The sequence below is a fragment of the Amycolatopsis sp. lyj-112 genome (assembly GCF_046549055.1).
GTDB lineage: Bacteria > Actinomycetota > Actinomycetes > Mycobacteriales > Pseudonocardiaceae > Amycolatopsis.
Genome location: NZ_JAJPWS010000007.1, coordinates 143,630 through 160,524 on the forward strand (window position 1 = coordinate 143,630; position 16,895 = coordinate 160,524).

The 16,895-nt window shown below is 69.0% G+C and carries 16 protein-coding genes, 4 tRNA genes and 1 pseudogene; 9 read left to right on the forward strand and 12 right to left on the reverse strand.

What is annotated here, in order from left to right; genetic code table 11:
• Positions 1-93, forward strand: a tRNA-Ser gene (locus ACLJRL_RS23720).
• Between the two features lie 3 nt (positions 94-96).
• Positions 97-168 (forward strand) — tRNA-Arg (locus tag ACLJRL_RS23725).
• Between the two features lie 162 nt (positions 169-330).
• Here the strand turns inward: ACLJRL_RS23725 and ACLJRL_RS23730 are convergent.
• The 8 genes and pseudogenes from ACLJRL_RS23730 to ACLJRL_RS23765 form a co-directional block, all read right to left on the reverse strand.
• Positions 331-404 (reverse strand) — tRNA-Arg (locus tag ACLJRL_RS23730).
• A 42-nt stretch (positions 405-446) separates the two neighbouring features.
• Positions 447-536, reverse strand: a tRNA-Ser gene (locus ACLJRL_RS23735).
• A 65-nt stretch (positions 537-601) separates the two neighbouring features.
• Positions 602-814: pseudogene (locus tag ACLJRL_RS23740) on the reverse strand (hypothetical protein); the annotation flags it as partial.
• Positions 815-849: 35 nt separating this feature from the next.
• Complete coding sequence (locus ACLJRL_RS23745) at positions 850-2,826, reverse strand: acetoacetate--CoA ligase (protein WP_410658453.1); 1,977 nt, start codon at positions 2,824-2,826, stop codon at positions 850-852.
• Between the two features lie 26 nt (positions 2,827-2,852).
• Complete coding sequence (locus ACLJRL_RS23750; protein WP_410658454.1) at positions 2,853-3,605, reverse strand: ESX secretion-associated protein EspG; 753 nt, start codon at positions 3,603-3,605, stop codon at positions 2,853-2,855.
• Positions 3,605-4,750 carry a PPE domain-containing protein gene (locus ACLJRL_RS23755; RefSeq protein WP_410658455.1) on the reverse strand — a complete coding sequence of 382 codons (1,146 nt, stop codon included), beginning with the start codon at positions 4,748-4,750 and terminating at the stop codon, positions 3,605-3,607. The genes ACLJRL_RS23750 and ACLJRL_RS23755 overlap by 1 nt, the downstream gene beginning before the upstream one ends.
• Positions 4,750-5,232, reverse strand: a complete 483-nt coding sequence (locus tag ACLJRL_RS23760; protein ID WP_410658456.1) for a hypothetical protein — start codon at positions 5,230-5,232, stop codon at positions 4,750-4,752. Before ACLJRL_RS23760 ends, ACLJRL_RS23755 begins: the two co-directional genes overlap by 1 nt.
• A gap of 47 nt (positions 5,233-5,279) precedes the next feature.
• Positions 5,280-5,912, reverse strand: coding sequence for a dienelactone hydrolase family protein (locus tag ACLJRL_RS23765; RefSeq protein ID WP_410658457.1), 633 nt, complete (start codon positions 5,910-5,912; stop codon positions 5,280-5,282).
• A gap of 97 nt (positions 5,913-6,009) precedes the next feature.
• On the opposite strand from ACLJRL_RS23765, the gene hisC reads away from it, so the two are divergent.
• Positions 6,010-7,065 (forward strand): histidinol-phosphate transaminase, encoded by a 1,056-nt coding sequence (gene hisC / locus ACLJRL_RS23770; protein WP_410658458.1) that lies wholly within the window; start codon positions 6,010-6,012, stop codon positions 7,063-7,065.
• Positions 7,066-7,120: 55 nt separating this feature from the next.
• Here hisC and ACLJRL_RS23775 read toward each other — a convergent pair whose 3' ends face one another.
• Together ACLJRL_RS23775 and ACLJRL_RS23780 are read right to left on the reverse strand one after the other, a co-directional pair.
• Positions 7,121-7,882 (reverse strand): sulfite exporter TauE/SafE family protein, encoded by a 762-nt coding sequence (locus tag ACLJRL_RS23775; protein ID WP_410658459.1) that lies wholly within the window; start codon positions 7,880-7,882, stop codon positions 7,121-7,123.
• Between the two features lie 81 nt (positions 7,883-7,963).
• Positions 7,964-8,596: a GNAT family N-acetyltransferase gene (locus ACLJRL_RS23780; RefSeq protein WP_410658696.1), complete on the reverse strand. Its 633-nt coding sequence runs from the start codon at positions 8,594-8,596 to the stop codon at positions 7,964-7,966.
• 98 nt (positions 8,597-8,694) lie between these two features.
• On the opposite strand from ACLJRL_RS23780, the gene ACLJRL_RS23785 reads away from it, so the two are divergent.
• Together ACLJRL_RS23785 and ACLJRL_RS23790 are read left to right on the forward strand one after the other, a co-directional pair.
• The gene (locus ACLJRL_RS23785) at positions 8,695-9,384 is read left to right on the forward strand and encodes a FadR/GntR family transcriptional regulator (RefSeq protein WP_410658697.1); all 690 of its coding nucleotides are present in this window, start codon (positions 8,695-8,697) and stop codon (positions 9,382-9,384) included.
• Positions 9,385-9,461: 77 nt separating this feature from the next.
• Positions 9,462-10,277 carry a class I SAM-dependent methyltransferase gene (locus ACLJRL_RS23790; protein ID WP_410658460.1) on the forward strand — a complete coding sequence of 272 codons (816 nt, stop codon included), beginning with the start codon at positions 9,462-9,464 and terminating at the stop codon, positions 10,275-10,277.
• 299 nt (positions 10,278-10,576) lie between these two features.
• Here the strand turns inward: ACLJRL_RS23790 and ACLJRL_RS23795 are convergent, their stop codons facing one another.
• Positions 10,577-11,077, reverse strand: coding sequence for an FBP domain-containing protein (locus tag ACLJRL_RS23795; RefSeq protein ID WP_410658461.1), 501 nt, complete (start codon positions 11,075-11,077; stop codon positions 10,577-10,579).
• A 104-nt stretch (positions 11,078-11,181) separates the two neighbouring features.
• Here ACLJRL_RS23795 and ACLJRL_RS23800 point away from each other — a divergent pair, with 104 nt between their 5' ends.
• Positions 11,182-12,660 carry an adenylate/guanylate cyclase domain-containing protein gene (locus tag ACLJRL_RS23800; RefSeq protein WP_410658698.1) on the forward strand — a complete coding sequence of 493 codons (1,479 nt, stop codon included), beginning with the start codon at positions 11,182-11,184 and terminating at the stop codon, positions 12,658-12,660.
• Here the strand turns inward: ACLJRL_RS23800 and ACLJRL_RS23805 are convergent.
• Entirely contained in the window at positions 12,647-13,645 is a 999-nt protein-coding gene (locus ACLJRL_RS23805; protein WP_410658462.1) for a beta-ketoacyl-ACP synthase III, read from the reverse strand. The genes ACLJRL_RS23800 and ACLJRL_RS23805 overlap by 14 nt on opposite strands.
• A gap of 125 nt (positions 13,646-13,770) precedes the next feature.
• Between ACLJRL_RS23805 and ACLJRL_RS23810 the strand changes: the two genes are divergently transcribed.
• The 3 genes from ACLJRL_RS23810 to ACLJRL_RS23820 all read left to right on the forward strand — a co-directional run bounded on the left by ACLJRL_RS23810 (position 13,771) and on the right by ACLJRL_RS23820 (position 16,756).
• Positions 13,771-14,949: a Glu/Leu/Phe/Val dehydrogenase dimerization domain-containing protein gene (locus ACLJRL_RS23810; protein WP_410658463.1), complete on the forward strand. Its 1,179-nt coding sequence runs from the start codon at positions 13,771-13,773 to the stop codon at positions 14,947-14,949.
• 67 nt (positions 14,950-15,016) lie between these two features.
• Complete coding sequence (locus ACLJRL_RS23815) at positions 15,017-15,490, forward strand: Lrp/AsnC family transcriptional regulator (protein ID WP_410658464.1); 474 nt, start codon at positions 15,017-15,019, stop codon at positions 15,488-15,490.
• 60 nt (positions 15,491-15,550) lie between these two features.
• Positions 15,551-16,756, forward strand: a complete 1,206-nt coding sequence (locus ACLJRL_RS23820; protein WP_410658465.1) for an MFS transporter — start codon at positions 15,551-15,553, stop codon at positions 16,754-16,756.
• Positions 16,757-16,895: the final 139 nt, after the last annotated feature.

Genomic DNA, 16,895 nt, shown 5'->3' on the forward strand with positions numbered 1-16,895 from the left:
GGAGGATTGGCCGAGCCCGGTAAGGCAACCGTCTTGAAAACGGTGGTCGGCGTGAGAGCGCCCGCGCAGGTTCGAATCCTGCATCCTCCGCCACAAGCCCTCGTGGTCCAACGGATACGACGCCGGCGTCCGAAGCCGGGAACGCAGGTTCGACTCCTGCCGGGGGCACTGTGACCGAAGCCGAAGGAGACGAGGCCCCGGATTGTGGCTCCGGGCACCAGCCGGCGCGAGTCCGGTCGGTCACCCCAACTCGGGGCTTTAAAAGTCCACAGAGGACACAAAAAGGCCCTCCCGCGAACGGGAGGGCCTTAGTGCTGTCTCAACCAGACGTGCGCCCGAAGGGATTCGAACCCCTGACCTTCTGATCCGTAGTCAGATGCTCTATCCAGCTGAGCTACGGGCGCTTGTTCAGTTATCAATCTAGCACCTGCCGGAACAGGTACCAGCGGAGGCTCCGGGATTTGAACCCGGGAGGGGGGGTTACCCCCAACCGCATTAGCAGTGCGGCGCCATAGACCAGACTAGGCGAAGCCTCCCAGGTCGAACGACCACTGCCAAGATAGGTTACACAACTCGCGCGCCCCCGGGAACGGGACCCCCCTTAGAGGCGCTGCAGGGCTCTGAGCAGCAGCGGAGAGCGACCGCCGAGGCCTTCGGCTCCGAAGACTGCGACGCCGACCCGGGGTAGTGGGGTAGGCCGGATAGCGCGGGGCCAAACGTGGCTGGAACCTCACGTCGAAGCGGTAAAGGGTTCGATCTGGACCCACCGTGACACGAATCTCAGGATTTTCGCGGAAGTCCGGCGCACCCTTCCGGGTCACCCAGGTGATCACCACTACCCGCCCTCGATCAGCTCCTTGCCAGCTCCACGAACGGTACAAGGGCGTCGGGGTTCAGCAGCGCATCCCGGCTGACGGCGCGGTCCGGTGAAACACCCGAAAGGATCTTCTTGACCGGCACCTCGCACTTCTTGCCGTTGAGCGTGCGGGGCACCTCACTCACCTGGACGAACTGGTCCGGGACGTGCCGGGGCGAAAGGGCGCCGCGCAACGCCTTGCGCAGCGCGGGCTCGATCTCGTCGAGCGAGGCGCCGTCGGCCAGGACGAGGAAGCACAGCAGTTGCCCGGCTTCGTTGCCCGCCGCCGAAGTGTCGATCACCAGCGAGTCCGCGACCTGGTCGAACGCCTCGACGACGCGGTAGAACTCGGCCGTGCCCATCCGGACGCCGCCGCGGTTCAACGTCGAGTCGCTGCGCCCGTAGATGACCGAGGAGCCGCGGCCGGTGATCCGGATCCAGTCCCCGTGCCGCCAGATCCCCGGGTACATCTCGAAATACGCCTCGCGCAGCCGCGAACCGTCCGGATCGTTCCAGAAGAACACCGGCATCGACGGCATCGGCTCGGTGACCACCAGTTCGCCCACGGTGCCGACCACCGGCCTGCCCTCCTCGTCGAACGCGGCGACGGCGGCGCCGAGCACGCGGACGGAGAGTTCGCCCAGCCACACCGGGACGTCCGGGGCCGCCCCGACGAACGCCGCGCACAGGTCCGTGCCGCCGGACACCGAGCAGATCTGGACGCGTTTGCCGACCTCGTCGACGATCCACCGGAAGCCCTCGACGCTCAGCGGCGCGCCGGTGGAACCCAAGGCGCGCAACGCGGTGAGGTCATAGCGCTGCGACGGCTTGATCCCGGCCTTCAGGCAACTCTGGATGTACGGCGCCGACGTGCCGAAGTAGGTGACGCGGTGCTGTTCGGCCAAATGCCACAACACATTCAGATCCGGCTGGCCGGGACTACCGTCGAACAGCACGATCGTCGAACCGGTCAGCAGCCCGGAGATGAGGAAGTTCCACATCATCCAGCCGGTGGTGGTGTACCAGAAGAACCGGTCGCCCGGGCCGACATCGTTCTGCAGGGCAAAGGATTTGAGATGTTCGAGGGTGATCCCGCCGTGGCCGTGGACGATGCCCTTCGGCAGGCCGGTGGTTCCCGAGGAGTACAGGATCCACAGCGGGTGGCCGAATTCGACCGGCTCGAAGGCCGGTTCCGCACCGGCGTTGTCGGCGAGCAGGGTGTCCCAGTCCAGGGTGCCGTCGAGCCGTCCGCCCGCGTAGTCGACGAGCACGGTCGCTTCGATCGAGGAGATCCCGTCCCGCAACGAGTTCACCGTCGGACGACTGTCGAACCACCGTCCATTGTAGACGTATCCGTTGACCGCGATCAGCACCTTCGGCTCGATCTGCGCGAACCGGTCGGTGATCGCGTGGACGCCGAAGTCGGGCGAGCACGACGACCAGATGGCGCCGAGGCTCGCGGTGGCGAGGAAGGCGATCAGCGTCTGCGGGCAGTTCGGCGCCAGCGCGACGACCCTGTCCCCTTTGGACACTCCCAGCTTCCGGAGCCCTTGCCGTGCGGCGGCGACGGCGGACCGCAGGGCGCCGTAGGTCAGCTGCGACGTGAGTCCGTCTTCGCGATGGAAGATCACGGCGGTCTCGTCGTCGGCCTTCGCGGCGCCCGCGACCCCGGGCATGAGCGAGTTCTCGGCGTAGTTCAGCGTGCCGCCCGCGAACCACCGGGCGTTCGGCATCTCGCCGGTGAGCACCTCGCCGGGCAGGTCGTGCCAGCGCAGGCCGAGGAATTCGGCGACGGCCGACCAGAATTCGGGTCCGCGCCGCACGGAGAACTCCCACAGCGCGTCGTAGTCGTCGGCTTCGACGCCGCGCTCGGTGCGCAGCCACTGGCGGAACACGTCGATCTTGGTGTCGGGCAGGCGGCTCTGCTCAGGACGCCAGAGCACTTCCGGGGCGTCGGCGGTGTGCGTCACCCGCCGATGCTAACCCTCACCGGCACCTAGCGAGCACCTGTGAACAGCTCGTACGCCATCGTCTTGAGCCGCGCCGCGTCGAGCGGGGTGATCGTGAGCCAGCCTCTGTCGCGGCGAAGCCCGTAGCGTCCATCTGGAGTGTCCACCCAGGTCAGCGTGCCTTCGCCGCGCACCCAGCGGCCCTCCCACGACTTCCTGGTCGCCCCGAGGCGTCCGCTGCCGATCCGCTGCGTCGCGATCCGCGCCATCACGATGACCTCGGGCTCACGCAGCCCGGCATCACGCAGGACGTCGGAGAACGCCGGCTGCCCGCCGCGCTCCCCCGCCTCGCACGCCGCCGTGTAGTCGTCGGCACGCAGGTTGACCGAAAGCCCGCGCCCCTGCTCGCACGGCGGCAACGCCTGCAGCAGGGTCGCGGCGACGAGCGGTTCGCGCAGCGCCGCCATCTCGACCTCGGTGCCCGCGACGCCGATCGCGACGGCGCCGCGATCGGACACGCAGCCGACGGCCCGGTACGCCGGATCGGCGTCGAGCCGCAGGTCCAGCGTCAGCTCGCTGTTCGCGAGGGTATGCAGCAACCGCACCAGTTCCGGAGCGGGCGCCTCGACGGTGCCGAGGCCGCGATCGGACAGGGACCGGCTCGCCGTGGCGGCCAGTTCGGCCCGGAACTCCGGCGTCCGCCCGACATGCGGCACGTCCAGCACCGCGGGCAGTTCGTCGCGTCCGTGCGCCGACCAGAGCAGGAACAACTCGCCGATGTGCAGGCGGATCCAGTCCATCAGAAACCGCCTCGCGGGTCTTCGCCGATGACCGGCGGGGTCACCTGGCCGGTCAGTCCCCAGATGTCGCCGTCCTCGACGAGGTAGTCCGGCGCCTTGTGGTCGTCCTCGCCCTGCTTCCCCTGCTGGGGCGACATCCCCATCGGCATCCCGCCGAAGCCGCCCATCCCCGCGGCCGCGGCACGCGACCCGGCCCCCTGGCCGGGCTGGCCACCCTGCGGGCCGAAACCGCCCGCGCCGGACCGGCCGCCCTGGCCGAGCTGCTCGTGGGTACCGCCGCTGCCGGGCGGACCGGAGTGCCCGGGCGGCGGCACGAACGCACCACTGCTCGAACCGGGCCCTCGCGGGGTCTCGACCGGCTCCCGTATCTGGATCGGTCCGGGATCGTCGGTGCCGCTGCTGCGCGTCGAGTCGTCCGGCGGCGGCAAAGGCTCCGTCTTCGGCTTCGGCTCGGGCTCCGGCTGCTCGGGTGTCTCGAGGATCTGCGGCTGCTTGCCGTACGAGGTGAAGTACGGGACGTTCTCGTAGACCTCTCCGGAGTTCCGCTGCAGCCGCGTCATCACGTCGGCGGCCTGGCGGTGGAGGTCCTGCGAGGTCTCGTCGTCGGGTTCGGCGACGATCCGCCCGGCGACGGCGAAGCCGGACGAAGACCCTGCCGACCCCGCGGACATCGCCTGCGTCGAACCGTCGGAGACCGGGATGGGGCGGCGCGACGGCGTCGTCGGCTCTTTGGGGCGCGGGACGTAGCCCGGCGGCTCGGGCATCGAGCGCCGCGCGGTCTCGGCGATGTCGGCCTGGCGGCGCACGCAGTTCGCGACGTTCTCCGCCCGCCAGCCGGTTTCGTCCGCCCAGTCGACGAGCTTGACCGCCGCGTCACGGGCCCTGTCGGCACCTTCGCCCGTCCAGCCGTCGGAGGTGGCGAGGACGGCCGCCCTCAGCTCGGCCCCGACGCGGTCGAGGAAGCCGCTGATCTTCGTCCACTGCGCGGCGACCTCTTCCGCGCCGGCGAGGTCCAGCTCGTTGTGCACCATCTCGTAGAGCTCGCGGTGCGGATAGCCCATCCAGTCGATGTCGGCGTTGAGGTGATCGGGGCCGGGCTGCGGCTCGGGCTCCTGCGGAGGCCACGGCGAGGGAAGAATGCGCATCAGCGGCTCCCCTCCTTCCGCTCCTGCTCGACGATGTCCTCCAGGTCGAAGCGGCGGGCGACGCGTTCGAGCTGCGCCTGGCCTTCCTCGTCCTCGGCGACGTACATCTTCCGCGCCGCCATGACGGTGAGCTGGAAGTCCTTGAGCACCTTGGCGAAGTCGTTGAGGACGGGCACGGCCGCTTCGGTTCCGACGGTCGCGGCGCCCTGGAAACGCTCGCTCATCGTCTGCCCCACGAAGTTGGCGCCCAGTTTCATGGGCACCTTGAACTCGGTGGAATCCGCGATCAGCGCGTTGAGCTCCTGGCGTGCCTTCGTCACCGCGTCGATGAGCTTCTTGGCGGCGTCCTCGGTGACCTTGACGGTGCCCTTCTTGGCCGCCGTCTTGGAATCCCGGATCTGGCCCGCCACGGGAGCCAAGGCCGGAGCCGAAGCCCCGAAAGCGGCTTGTGGTGTCGCGGGTACCTTGGGTGACTGTGCCATTCGACCCTCCCCTGTCACATCTCAGGGGAATGTTAGCGCGAATGGAGTCAGCGCAGGTGCGCGTCGAACCAATTCAGCGTGCGCTGCCAGGCCTCGGCCGCGGCATCCGGGTCGGCGTCGAAGCGGTGGTTGGCGCCGGGGTAGCGGACGACGTCCGTCGCGACCTTGGCCGACGCCGCCGCGTCGCGGAGCTGCTCGACCTCGGCGCCTCCGGCCTCGTCACCCGCGTCGCCGTACATACCGAGCCACGGGCTGGTCAGCCGTCCCGCGATCTCGACGAGCACCGGCAGTTCGGTGACCCCCTGCCCGCCGACGCTCACCGCGGCGCCCAGCCTGCGGTTCGACGCGACGACCAACGCCGCCGTCCCGCCGAGGTCGAAACCGACGACACCGATGAGATCCGCTTCGACCCCGCGCTCGGACAGCCAGGCGAGCGTCGCGTCGGTGGCTTCGAGCAGATCCTGCTGCGTGAGGTTGTCGCGATCGAGGTGCGGGGTGACGGTGAGCCAGCCTTCGCCGGCGAGACCAGCCAGAAGGAACTCCAAGCCCTCTTCGACCTCTTCGCTCTCCTCGTGCAGCACGACCAGCCCGCCACGGACGACGCCTTCGGGTTCGGCGAAGGTCAGGCGCAGCGTGTGGCCGTCGGCATGCTGGTGATCCACGGTGGTCGTCAGCGTCATGCCTCCATCAGACCACTCTTAGGTAAATATTCGGGGCTTGCCGTGGCGCGGGAGGATACGGTGTCGGAGCCTTCCCCCAGACGTAGGAGCGCCGAAGATGTCCCCTGTTTCGCCGCGTGCGGATCTCGAATCGTTGCCGAAGTACGTCCCTGGCCGAACAATCCAGGGTGCGATCAAGCTGGCGAGCAACGAGGTTCCCGGTGGGCCGCTGCCGAGTGTGGCGCAGGCCATAGCCGAAGCGGCACAAGGCATCAACCGGTATCCGGACATCACGTCGTCCGGGCTCGTCGAGCGGCTGTCCCGCGAACTGGGCGAGCCGACCGACCGGATCGCCATCGGCTGCGGCTCGGTTTCCCTTTGCCAGCAAATGATCCAGGCCCTGTGTGAGCCCGGTGACGAGGTCATCTTCCCGTGGCGTTCGTTCGAGGCGTACCCGATCGTCACGCAGGTCGCGAACGCCGTCGGCGTGAAGGTGCCGCTGACGGCCGGGCATGGGCTGGACCTCGACGCGATGCTCGCGGCGATCACGCCGAAGACGCGGCTGCTCTTCGTGTGCAACCCCAACAACCCGACCGGGACGGTCGTGCGGCGCGCGGAACTGGAGCGCTTCCTCGACGCCGTGCCCACGGGCGTCCTCGTTGTGCTCGACGAGGCGTACAAGGAGTTCGTGACCGACGTCGAGGTGCCGGACGGCGTCGAACTGGCGCGCGGCCGGGACAACGTCGCCGTCCTGCGGACGTTCTCGAAGGCCTACGGTCTCGCCGGGCTTCGCGTGGGTTACGCGGTTGCGCCGGAGCCGATCGCCATCGCGCTGAAGCAGGTGTACGTCGCCTTCTCGGTGAACGCGATCGCGCAGGCGGCGGCCATCGCCTCCCTCGACGCGGCCGGCGAACTGCTGGAGCGCTGCAAGGAGATCGTCGCGGAGCGGTCCCGCGTGCGGGATGCCTTGGTGGCCAACGGCTACGAAGTCCCGGAGACGCAGGCGAACTTCGTCTGGCTGCCGCTGGGCGAGCGCACGGTGGCGTTCGCGGAGCACGCGCTGGAGCGGAAGCTGATCGTGCGCCCGTTCGCCGGCGAAGGCGCTCGGGTGACCATCGGGACGCCTGAGGAGAACGACCTCTTCCTCGAAGCGGCAGCGGACTTCCCGCGCTGACAACACCTTCAGGGAGCCCGCGCTTCGCCAGGAGTGCGGGCTCCTTCTCTTTGACCTATTTGAGCAGCAGCTGCACCATCGCGGCGAGACCGACCACGACGATCACCCCGCGCAGCACCTTCGGCGACAGCTTGCGCCCGATCTTCGCGCCGATCTGGCCGCCGATCGTCGACCCGACCGCGAGCAGCGCGACCACGGGCCAGCTGACCGGCGCGATGAAGGCGTAGATCGTGCCGGCGACGATGTTCACGACGGCGGAAAGAGCGTTCTTGACGCCGTTGAGCCGCTGCAGCGACTCGGACATCAGCATGCCCATCACGGCCACCATCATCACGCCCTGCGCGGCCGTGAAGTATCCGCCGTAGATACCGATCAGGAAGATCAGGAACAGCAGCAGCGGCCCGATCTTGTGGGCCGTTCCGTTCTCCTCGCGGCGTTTCGCGACCCAGGCGGCCACCCGCGGCTGGACGATCACCAGCACCACCGCGAGCCCGACGAGCGCGGGCACGACGGTCTCGAAGGCGTCCTTCGGCAGCGAGAGCAGCAGGATGGTCCCGCAGATCGCGCCGAAGAAGGACGCGACGGCGAGTTTCACGACCTGGGGCCAGTAGCCCTTGAGCTCGTCGCGGTAGCCGATCGCCCCGCTCACCGTGCCCGGGGCGAGACCGATCGCGTTGGACGTCGTCGCCGTCAGCGGCGAGTAGCCGAGCGCGACGAGCACCGGGAAGGTCACCAGCGTGCCCGACCCGACGACCGTGTTGATGGTGCCCGCCCAGAGCCCCGCGATGAAGATCAGCACCGCGTGCCACCACGTCATAAAGCGCTCACCTCGGCACCATAAGCAGGGTTACCTCCTTTCGCGATGTGGATGTGTCTAGTCGAACATTCAGCAAGCCCGTTATGTCGTTTTCAGCTCCGGCAAATGGGCCGCGGTGATCTCCGTGGCCACCGTCCAGCCGAGCGCCAGGTACAGCGCCCGTCCTTCTTCCGTCGCCACCAGGACCGCTCGCTCCGCCCCGGCGGCGACCGCCACCTCGTCGAGCCGGCGCATGACGAACCGGCCCAGCCCGCGCCGCTGATGCTCGGGCTCGGTGACCACCTGGTCCACGACGGCCGTTCCGCCGGCGATCGCGACCCGGCCGGTGGCCGCGCGTGACCCGTCCGGCGCGCGCACGACGACGTCGGTGACCACGCCGTCGCCGACCAGTTCCGCCCGGTACGGCTCGGGCGCGGGCATCGCGGGCCGCACCGTGAGCGGCACGCTCATCAGGTACTCGGGCGGGCCGAGGCTCCAGTTCGACGGCACGCTCTCCGCCACTTCTTCACGCGAACCGCTCACCTTCAGCCAGGTGCCGGGCTCGGTCAGCGCGCGGGCCCGGTGCCCGGCCGCCGAGGAATCGGACAGTACGTATCTCACGCGGTGCCCCGGCCTGCCGACGTCGAGCCGGTAACCGTCCGGTTCGGCCACCGGGACGCCGACGCCGCGGGACAACGCCCAGCCGTGCACCCATGCCTTGATCAGCCCTGCCACCCCAGTCATCGTCCGATGATGACACCGGTCACCGACAATCCTGGACGGGTCGCCGAACCTGCGAGGATGGGCCCGTGGCCGACGACGAGGCGAGCGGAGTGCGCGCGGAGCAGGTGTGGAGCACGACAGTCGATCATCTGCGCACGATGATCGACTCGGGCAAGCTCCCCGCCGGGTCGAGGCTGCCCGCCGAACGGGCGCTCTGCGAACAGCTCGGGATCAGCCGCGGTTCGCTGCGGCAGGCGTTGCGGGTACTGGATTCCATCGGGTACGTGCAGGTGCGGCCGGGCTCGGGCACCTACGTCCGCGAGCAGGAAAACCTCGACGAGCAGCCGCTGCGAGGCTGGTTCTCCGAGCACGAGCAACTGGTCGAGAAGCTGTTCGACCTGCGGACCACCGTCGAACCGACACTGGCCGAGCGGCTCGCGCGGCACCACACGCCGCGGGTGCTCGCCCGGCTGGAGAGCACCGTCGACGAGATGGACCAGGCCGCGGCCGACGGCGACATGCTGCGCGTGATCGCGGCCGACGCGGAATTCCATCGGGTGATCGCCGGCAACGCGGGCAACGACGACGTCACCGATCTGCTGCGTTCGGTGCTCTCGCTGGTCGGCGAGGAGCGACGGGCCGCGCTGCGGCTTCCCGGGCAGATCCGCAAGGCCGTCGACGAGCACCGCGCGATCCTCGAAGCGATCCGCCGTTCGGACGCGGCGGCCGCGCGGGAGATCACCCGGAAGCATTTGCTCGACGCGAAGACCTACGTCCACGACTACACGGCCAGGGATTAACGCTTCCTTGATGGCGGACCGGCACCCGTGCGCGTACTGTTTTCAGAAGGTTGTGAAACTTCTGATGGGAGTGTGCGGTGGAGAAGGTCCGGTTCACCGAAGAGAAGGCGACGATGCTGGCCACGCTGTACGGCCGAGCGCTCGACGCCCGCAGTGAGCGCCCGATCCTCGGCGACACGGCCGCCGACGAAGCCGTGAAGCAGATCGACTACGACTTCGCGTCGCTAGGCGTCGATGGCCAGCTCGGGCTGACCGTCGCGCTGAGGGCGAAGCCGATGGACGACTGGGCGGCGTCCTTCCTGCGCGAGCACCCGGACGCGACCGTCGTGCAACTCGGCTGCGGAATGGACAGCCGCGTCTACCGCCTCGACCCGCCGCCTTCGGTGCGCTGGTTCGACGTCGACTATCCCGAGGTCGTCGACCTGCGCGGCCGGATCTACCCGGCGCGCGACGGATACCGGACCATCGGTTCTTCGGTGACGGACTTCGCGTGGATCGACGATATCCCGGCCGACAAGCCCGGATTGGTGATCGCCGAGGGGCTGACGATGTACTTGCGGCCCTCCGAGGGCGAAGAATTGCTTCGGCGGCTGATCGCGCATTTCCCTCAGGGCGGCGAGATGGTCTTCGACACCTTCAGCCGGCTGGGAATCAAACTGCAGAAGCTGAATCCCGTGATCCGGAAGGCCGGCGCGACGCTGTATTGGGGCATCGACGAGATTTCCGAACTGGAACGCCTGGGGCTGACGCTGGTGTCCAAGCTCGACTCGACCGACTACGCGACGCCTGAGGTGAAAGACCTGCTGTCGCCGTCGATGCGGGGGCAGCTGTGGTTCGCGGGACTCTTCCCGGCTTTTCGGAAGATGGGGCGGATCCTGCGATTCCGGTTTTAGGAGTCTGGTGTTATGAACGGATCTTTCATAACAGATTTTGTTATGAAAGATCCGTTCATAACACTCGCGACTGGATGCCGGAGCGGTCCGACGAGGTGAGCTCTCGCGCGAGCCTGGTGTTGTGAAAGCCACTTTCGCAACGTTGAAGGTTGCGAAAGTGGCTTTCACAACGCCGGAACGACCAGTCGCGAGTGGGCTGAACGAGAGCCAACCGCGTTTAGTCCTCTAATAGCGTTCGCCAGGCAGGTGGACCGCTACTGGAACCGGGCTCGGGCAGGCGCTCGGTACAGGTGATCGCCTCAACGTGACTCCAGTACCCGCTCCACGAACCGGTGCAGCTTGTCCTCCAGCCGGAAGACGCGCTCTTCGAGCGTCAGCGTCTCCGAAGGCTGCGGCACATCGGGCTTCAGCTCACCGCGGATGTACCGGCTGCACCCGAGGTTCGAGCACGCGTAGATACCGAGCGTGTTCCCCTCCCGCCCGAGCTTTCCCGCCCGGCGCCCGGAGAACAGTGCGATGTCGGACAACGGATGTGTCGTCGTGCACAGGCCGCACATGTTGCTCAGCAGGACACGTCCCTTCGGCCGCGGCGCGACGCGAAGCGACAGGCCGACGGTTTCCCCTTGGTAGGGCAGGACGAGGTACGCGCGCGCCGTCGCCTTCGGATCGCGCCAGCCGAGGAATTCCCTTTCGTCCCAAGGGATCTCGTCCGGCCGGGCGGGCAGCGTGACACCCTTGGCCTCGCCCTTCGTGCAGTTCACGAAGGACGCCCTGATCTGGTCCTGTCCCAGCGGTTCCATCGGTTCTCTCCCCAACTCTCGCCCGCACGGTAACCACCGGTCCCGGGAACTGGCCAACCGTTTTCCACCGGAGGTCATACGATCACCGGGTGCGCGGGAAGACGATGTCGAGGCGGTTCCGGCTGGTGTTGAGGACCAGTCTGGGCTTCGCCGCGCTCGGCGTCGGTTCGAGTGTGTGCGGTTCCGGCGTCGTGGCGTTGCTGCTGCTCCTGCAGGGCCTGCCGAGCGAGGTCGGCGAGCAGGGCTGGGTCCTGTCGGTCACCGCGGCCGGGATCGTGGCGCTGTCCCTGGTCGTCGGCACCCTGTGGACGGCGTGGCTGCAGCGGCGTACGGCGCTCTGGTTCGTCTTCGGCCGCCCGCCGACGCGCGCCGAGGCCGCGCGAGCCCTGCGGCTGCCGATCGACATGGCGGTCGTGAGCGGGACGTTGTGGCTGATCGCGACGATCGCGCTCGGCTCGCTCGCGTGGGCACTCGGGTCGTGGGCGGACGCGCTCGGGATGGCGCTGGTGATCGGGCTCGGCGGGCTGACCACGGTCGGGCTCACCTATCTCGCCGCGGAATGGGTCGCCCGCCCGGTGATGACGCTCGCGCTCAAGGTCACCCCGCCGAAAGGGTCGCTTCGGGTGACCGTGCTGACCCGGCTGGTCGTCACCTGGTCACTCGCGAGCGGGGTCCCGTTCGTCGGCGTGCTGCTGGTGGCCACTCCGCCGGACCTCGGCCAGGGTGACCACGTCGCGAGCCTCATCATGCTTTCGTTGATCGGGCTCGGCGTCGGCGCGATCGGGACGGCGCTGCTCGCGAAGGCCGTCGCGGCGCCGCTGCACCGGCTCCGGGTCGCGCTCGACGAGATCGCGCGCGGCAACAAGGAGATCGTGGTCGACGTCGACGACTCCAGCGAGATCGGACTGCTCCAGACGTCGGTGAACGACCTCGCCGCCGGGCTCCGCGAGCAGGAACGGATGCGGGACCTGTTCGGCAGGCACGTCGGGGACGAGGTCGCGCGGCACGCGCTCGAGTACGGCGCCTCCCTCTCCGGAGACGTGCGGGAAGTCACGGCGCTGTTCGTCGACGTCGTCGATTCGACGGTCTTGGCGAGCCGGACCCCGCCCGAGGAGCTCGTGATCGTGCTCAACCGGTTCTTCACCAGCGTGGTGAACGCGGTCGACGCCCGGGGCGGGCTGCTCAACAAGTTCCAGGGTGACGCCGCGTTGTGCGTCTTCGGCGCCCCGACCCGGCTCGCGGACGCGCCGACGGCGGCGTTGTCGGCCGCGCGGGCGATCCGGGACGCCGTCCGCGAGACCGGCGAGCTCGACCTCGGCATCGGGGTCGCGAGCGGCCGCGTCTTCGCCGGTCAGCTGGGGACGAGCAGCCGGTTCGAATACACCGTCATCGGCGACGCGGTGAACGAGGCCGCGCGGCTGACCGAGCACGCGAAATCCGCCGACGGCCGCATCCTGGCGAGCGAAGCGGTGATCAAGGCCGCGCTGGAAAGCGAGCGCGCGCAGTGGGAGCCGTACGCGGAACTGGAGCTGCGCGGCCGCCAGGAACCGACGCACACCTGGGAAGCGCTCAGCCCGGAGTGACGTCCGGCCAGCGCAGGAGCGTCGAGCCCCAGGTCAGACCGGCCCCGAACGCGCCGAGCACGACGCGGTTCCCGGGCCGCAGTGTCCCGTCCTTGGTGGCGTCGGCCAGCGCGATCGGGATCGACGCCGCGCTCGTGTTGCCCACCTTCTCGATGTTCGAATACATCACGTCGTCGGCGAGCCCGAGCTGCTTCGCGCAGGTCTGCAGGATCCGGATGTTGGCCTGGTGCCCGACGAAGCTGTCGATGTCACCGACCATCCAGCCGGCGGCATCCAGCACCGCCCGCGCGGATTCGGCCATCCGGGCGCAGGCGTGCCGGAAGACGGTCTGGCCCTGCATCACCAGGTAGTGGTCACGCGGGTCGTCCGATCGGCGGTTCTTGGCGCCCCCGGCCTCGACCCACAGCAGTTCGGCCAGTTCGCCCTCGCTGTGCAGGTCGAACGGCCCCAGCGCGCCGAGTTCGTCGGCGTCGCCCTGGCGCAGCAGCACCGCGCCCGCGCCGTCACCGAAGATCGGCATCGTGCCGCGGTCGTCGGGATCGACGAGCGAGGTGAAGGCGTCCGCCCCGACCACCAGCACGCGGCGCGCGATACCGGCGGCGAGCAACCCGGTGGCGGTGGCGAGCCCGTAGATGAACCCGCTGCACACGGCGTTGACGTCGAACGCGGCGACGCCGTTCAGCCCGAGCTTGGTCGCGACCTGCGGCGCGCTGGCCGGGCACAGCTGGTCGGCCGTCGACGTCGCGAGCACGACGGCGTCCGCGCCGCTCTCCCCGGCCGAGGCCAGCGCCCGGCGGCCCGCCTCGACGGCGAGGTCCACAGTGGACATTCCGGGGTCGACGACGCGCCGCTCCCCGATCCCGGTCCGCGAGCGGATCCACTCATCGGAGGTGTCGAGCCGCTGGGCGATCTCCTCGTTGCCCACCACGCGCGGAGGCAGCCAAGAGCCGAGACCGGCGAGAACGGCCGCCTGAGATGAGGGCACCAAGAAATCCTTTCGCGGGGAAAAAGAGAGGTCTGCCATTTACTTGTAAGCGCTACCATTCAGTAGACCCGTCAGTTGTGTTCCGGGTCACAATTCAAAGAATCCTCACTTTTCCCTGGAGCACCGTGCCGGACCAGCCGTATCTGCAACTGACCTGGCAGGACCGGGTGACCGGGCGCACTGGGTACCTCGTGATCGACAGGCTGGTGCGAGGCGTCGCCAGCGGCGGGCTCCGGATGCGCGCGGGCTGCACTCTCGACGAGGTCCGCGGCCTGGCCGCCGGGATGACGGCGAAGGAAGCCCTCAACTACGACCCGGCCGGCCAGTACATCCCGCTCGGCGGCGCCAAGGGCGGGATCGACTGCGACCCGCAGGACCCGCGTGCCGGTCAGGTGCTGCGGCGCTATCTCGAAGCGGTCCAGCCGTACATCGAACGCTTCTGGACTATGGGCGAGGACCTCGGGCTGCGCCAGGACGCCATCGACACGGCGCTGGCCGAACTCGGCGTCGAGTCGTCGGTCATGGCGGTGTACCCGCTGCTCGATGACCCCGCGAAGGCGCAACGCAGGCTTTCCGACGCCTTCGCGGTCAAGGTCGACGGCGTCCCGCTCGACGAACTCGTCGGCGGCTACGGCGTCGCCGAAGCGGCACTGGCCGGGCTCGACAGGCTCGGCCTCGAAGCGGCGGGCAGCCGCGCGTTCATCCAGGGCTTCGGCTCGATGGGCGGCGCGACGGCCCGCTACCTCGCCCGCGCCGGTGTGCGCGTCGTCGGGATCGCGGACGCCGTCGGCGTGGTCGCCAACCCGGCCGGGCTCGACGTGGAGAACCTGCTCCTGACCAGGAACTCCTTCGGCGAGGTCGACCGCGCCGAGCTGCGGCACGGTGACGCCCAGCTCCCGCTGCGGCAGTGGCTCGACGTCGAGGCGGAGATCCTCGTGCCCGCCGCCGTCTCCTACGCGATCAACGCCGGGAACCAGGCGTCGGTGCGGGCGAAGCTGATCGCCGAGGCGGCCAACATGCCGGTGACCGCCGAGGCCGAGGGGCCGCTCACCGAACGCGGCGTGCTCGTCCTGCCGGACGTCGTGGTGAACTCGGCGACCAACGCCTGGTGGTGGTGGACGCTCTACGGCGACATCGAGCCGGACGCCGAAAGCTCGTTCGCGAAGATCTCGTCGTCGATCCGTGCGCTGGTGGCCTCGGTACTCGACCGGGCGAATCTCGCGTCCGGTACACCTCGGGCGGCGGCCGCCAAACTGGCCGCGGAATCCTTCCGGCGCATCGAACGCGAGTACCCGACGGCGTGATCCACACCGCGTCCGCCCGTGGCTGAAGAGCGGGCATTCGGGAGAGCCCTCCGGTTAGCCTGATCCGGTGCAGACACCCGACCTCGACCGCCTCGACGTAGCCATCCTCTCCTGCCTGCAGGCCGACGCCCGCACCATCGCCGAGACCATCGGGGCGAAGGTGGGCCTCTCCGCGGCCGCCGTCCAGCGGCGGATCAAGCGGCTGCGCGAGGCCGGGGTGATCGAACGCGAGGTGGCGGTGCTGTCACCGCAGGCGCTCGGGCTGTCGATGACGTTCGTGGTGATGGTCGAGATGGAGCGGGAGAACCTCGCGGTCCTCGACGGGTTCCGGCGCCAGGTGCTCGCGGACGACAACGTCCAGCAGTGTTACTACGTCACCGGCAACGCGGACTTCGTGCTCGTGGTCACCTGCAGGGACATGGCCGACTTCGAGGTCTTCACGCGGCGGATGTTCTTCGACAACCCGAACGTGCGCCACTTCACGACGTCGGTGGCGATGGACCGGGTCAAGACGGGGTTGACGCTGCCACTGGACCCTTGACCGGGAGCCGATCTTCGATAATCTAACCCGCTGCCTTCTGGGGGAAGGACCACAGCGGCCATGCAGAGACAGCTCCGCCTTTTTCTCACCGCCACTCTCATCGACGCGCTCGGCAGCGGGATCTGGATCCCGTTCGGGCTGCTCTTCCTCGTCCACGGCCAGGGCTTCGGCCTGGTCGAAGCGGGCGCGGCGCTCAGCACCGGCGGCCTGCTCGCACTGACGACCGGGCCGCTCGCGGGCGCCGCGATGGACCGGTTCGGCCCGCGCACGCTCCTGATCGCCGGGAACCTGCTCCGGCTGGCCGCCTTCGGCTGTTATCCGCTGCTGACCTCGGCCTGGCAGGTCGTCGCCGTCACCCTCGTGGCCGGCGTCGGCGACCGGTTGTTCTGGACCTGCAACGCCCCGATGGTCGCCGCGCTCACCACCGGCCGGGACGCCGAACGTGTCCTCGGCACCCAGACCGTGGGCCGGTTCGCCGGGGCGGGCGCCGGCGCGGCGGCGAGCGCGGTGCTGCCGGAGATCACCAGCCCGGCGGCGTTCCATCTCATCGCCTACGCCAACGCGGCCACCTTCGCGGTGGCCGCGGCCCTCATCTGGTTCCTGCCCGCACCCGCCCGGATGTCCGAGCCAGTGTCCGAAAAGGACGGCAAGCGGGGCTGGAAGGACGTCCTTTCGGACCGGCCCTACGTCCGTTTCTGCGTGACGCATATGGCCTTCACCTTGGCGAGCGCGAGCAAGTTCGCCATCCTGCCGATCCTGGTGCGCGATTTCCTGCACGGTCCACAGTGGATCGCCGGGACCGCGATCACGATCGGGACGGTCGTGGTGGTGTCCTGCCAGAATCTCATCCTGCGCGTGCTCGCGAGCCATTCCCGGGCCACCGGGCTCATCGCCGCCGCGGTGCTCTTCTCGGCTTCTTTCGCGCTGCTGATCCCGGTCACCTCGGTCCCCTTGCGGGTCGCGACCGGCCTGATCCTCGTCACCAGCCTCACGTTCTCCGTGGCCGAGGCGATGTTCGCGCCCCTGTCCACCGCGGCGGCCGCCGAAGCCGCGCCACGCGGGGCCGAGGGCCGGGCCAGTGCGCTGTTCCAGTTGTCCTGGGGATTGCCGGTGGCGCTCGCCCCGGCCGTCCTGAGCTTCCTGCTCTCCGTGAGCGGCCCGCTACTGTGGAGCTGCCTCGCCGGGACCTCCCTGCTCGCCGTCCCCGCCGTGCTGGGCCTGAGGAAAACGATGCCGATCGGCTCGTCACCACGCGTATCGGCCTGAACGCAAGGGGTCTGTGCCCGGCGTTACACCACTATGGACATATGCAGCCGATAGCGTGAACGTCGCCCTTGTCGCGTCATCCGGCGTCAGTGCGGGCATCTCCTTGGCGAGACAAAAAAGTTCGCAGCCGCGCGAACCA

Excerpts from the sequence above, each read along its gene's own strand:
- ACLJRL_RS23765 (WP_410658457.1), bottom strand. The coding sequence starts at position 5,912 with ATGACGCTGACGACCACCGTGGATCACCAGCATGCCGACGGCCACACG.
- ACLJRL_RS23795 (WP_410658461.1), bottom strand. The coding sequence starts at position 11,077 with ATGGAACCGCTGGGACAGGACCAGATCAGGGCGTCCTTCGTGAACTGC.
- ACLJRL_RS23820 (WP_410658465.1), top strand. The coding sequence starts at position 15,551 with ATGCAGAGACAGCTCCGCCTTTTTCTCACCGCCACTCTCATCGACGCG.
- hisC (WP_410658458.1), top strand. The coding sequence starts at position 6,010 with ATGTCCCCTGTTTCGCCGCGTGCGGATCTCGAATCGTTGCCGAAGTAC.
- ACLJRL_RS23800 (WP_410658698.1), top strand. The coding sequence starts at position 11,182 with ATGTCGAGGCGGTTCCGGCTGGTGTTGAGGACCAGTCTGGGCTTCGCC.
- ACLJRL_RS23760 (WP_410658456.1), bottom strand. The coding sequence starts at position 5,232 with ATGGCACAGTCACCCAAGGTACCCGCGACACCACAAGCCGCTTTCGGG.
- ACLJRL_RS23755 (WP_410658455.1), bottom strand. The coding sequence starts at position 4,750 with ATGCGCATTCTTCCCTCGCCGTGGCCTCCGCAGGAGCCCGAGCCGCAG.
- ACLJRL_RS23750 (WP_410658454.1), bottom strand. The coding sequence starts at position 3,605 with ATGGACTGGATCCGCCTGCACATCGGCGAGTTGTTCCTGCTCTGGTCG.
- ACLJRL_RS23775 (WP_410658459.1), bottom strand. The coding sequence starts at position 7,882 with ATGACGTGGTGGCACGCGGTGCTGATCTTCATCGCGGGGCTCTGGGCG.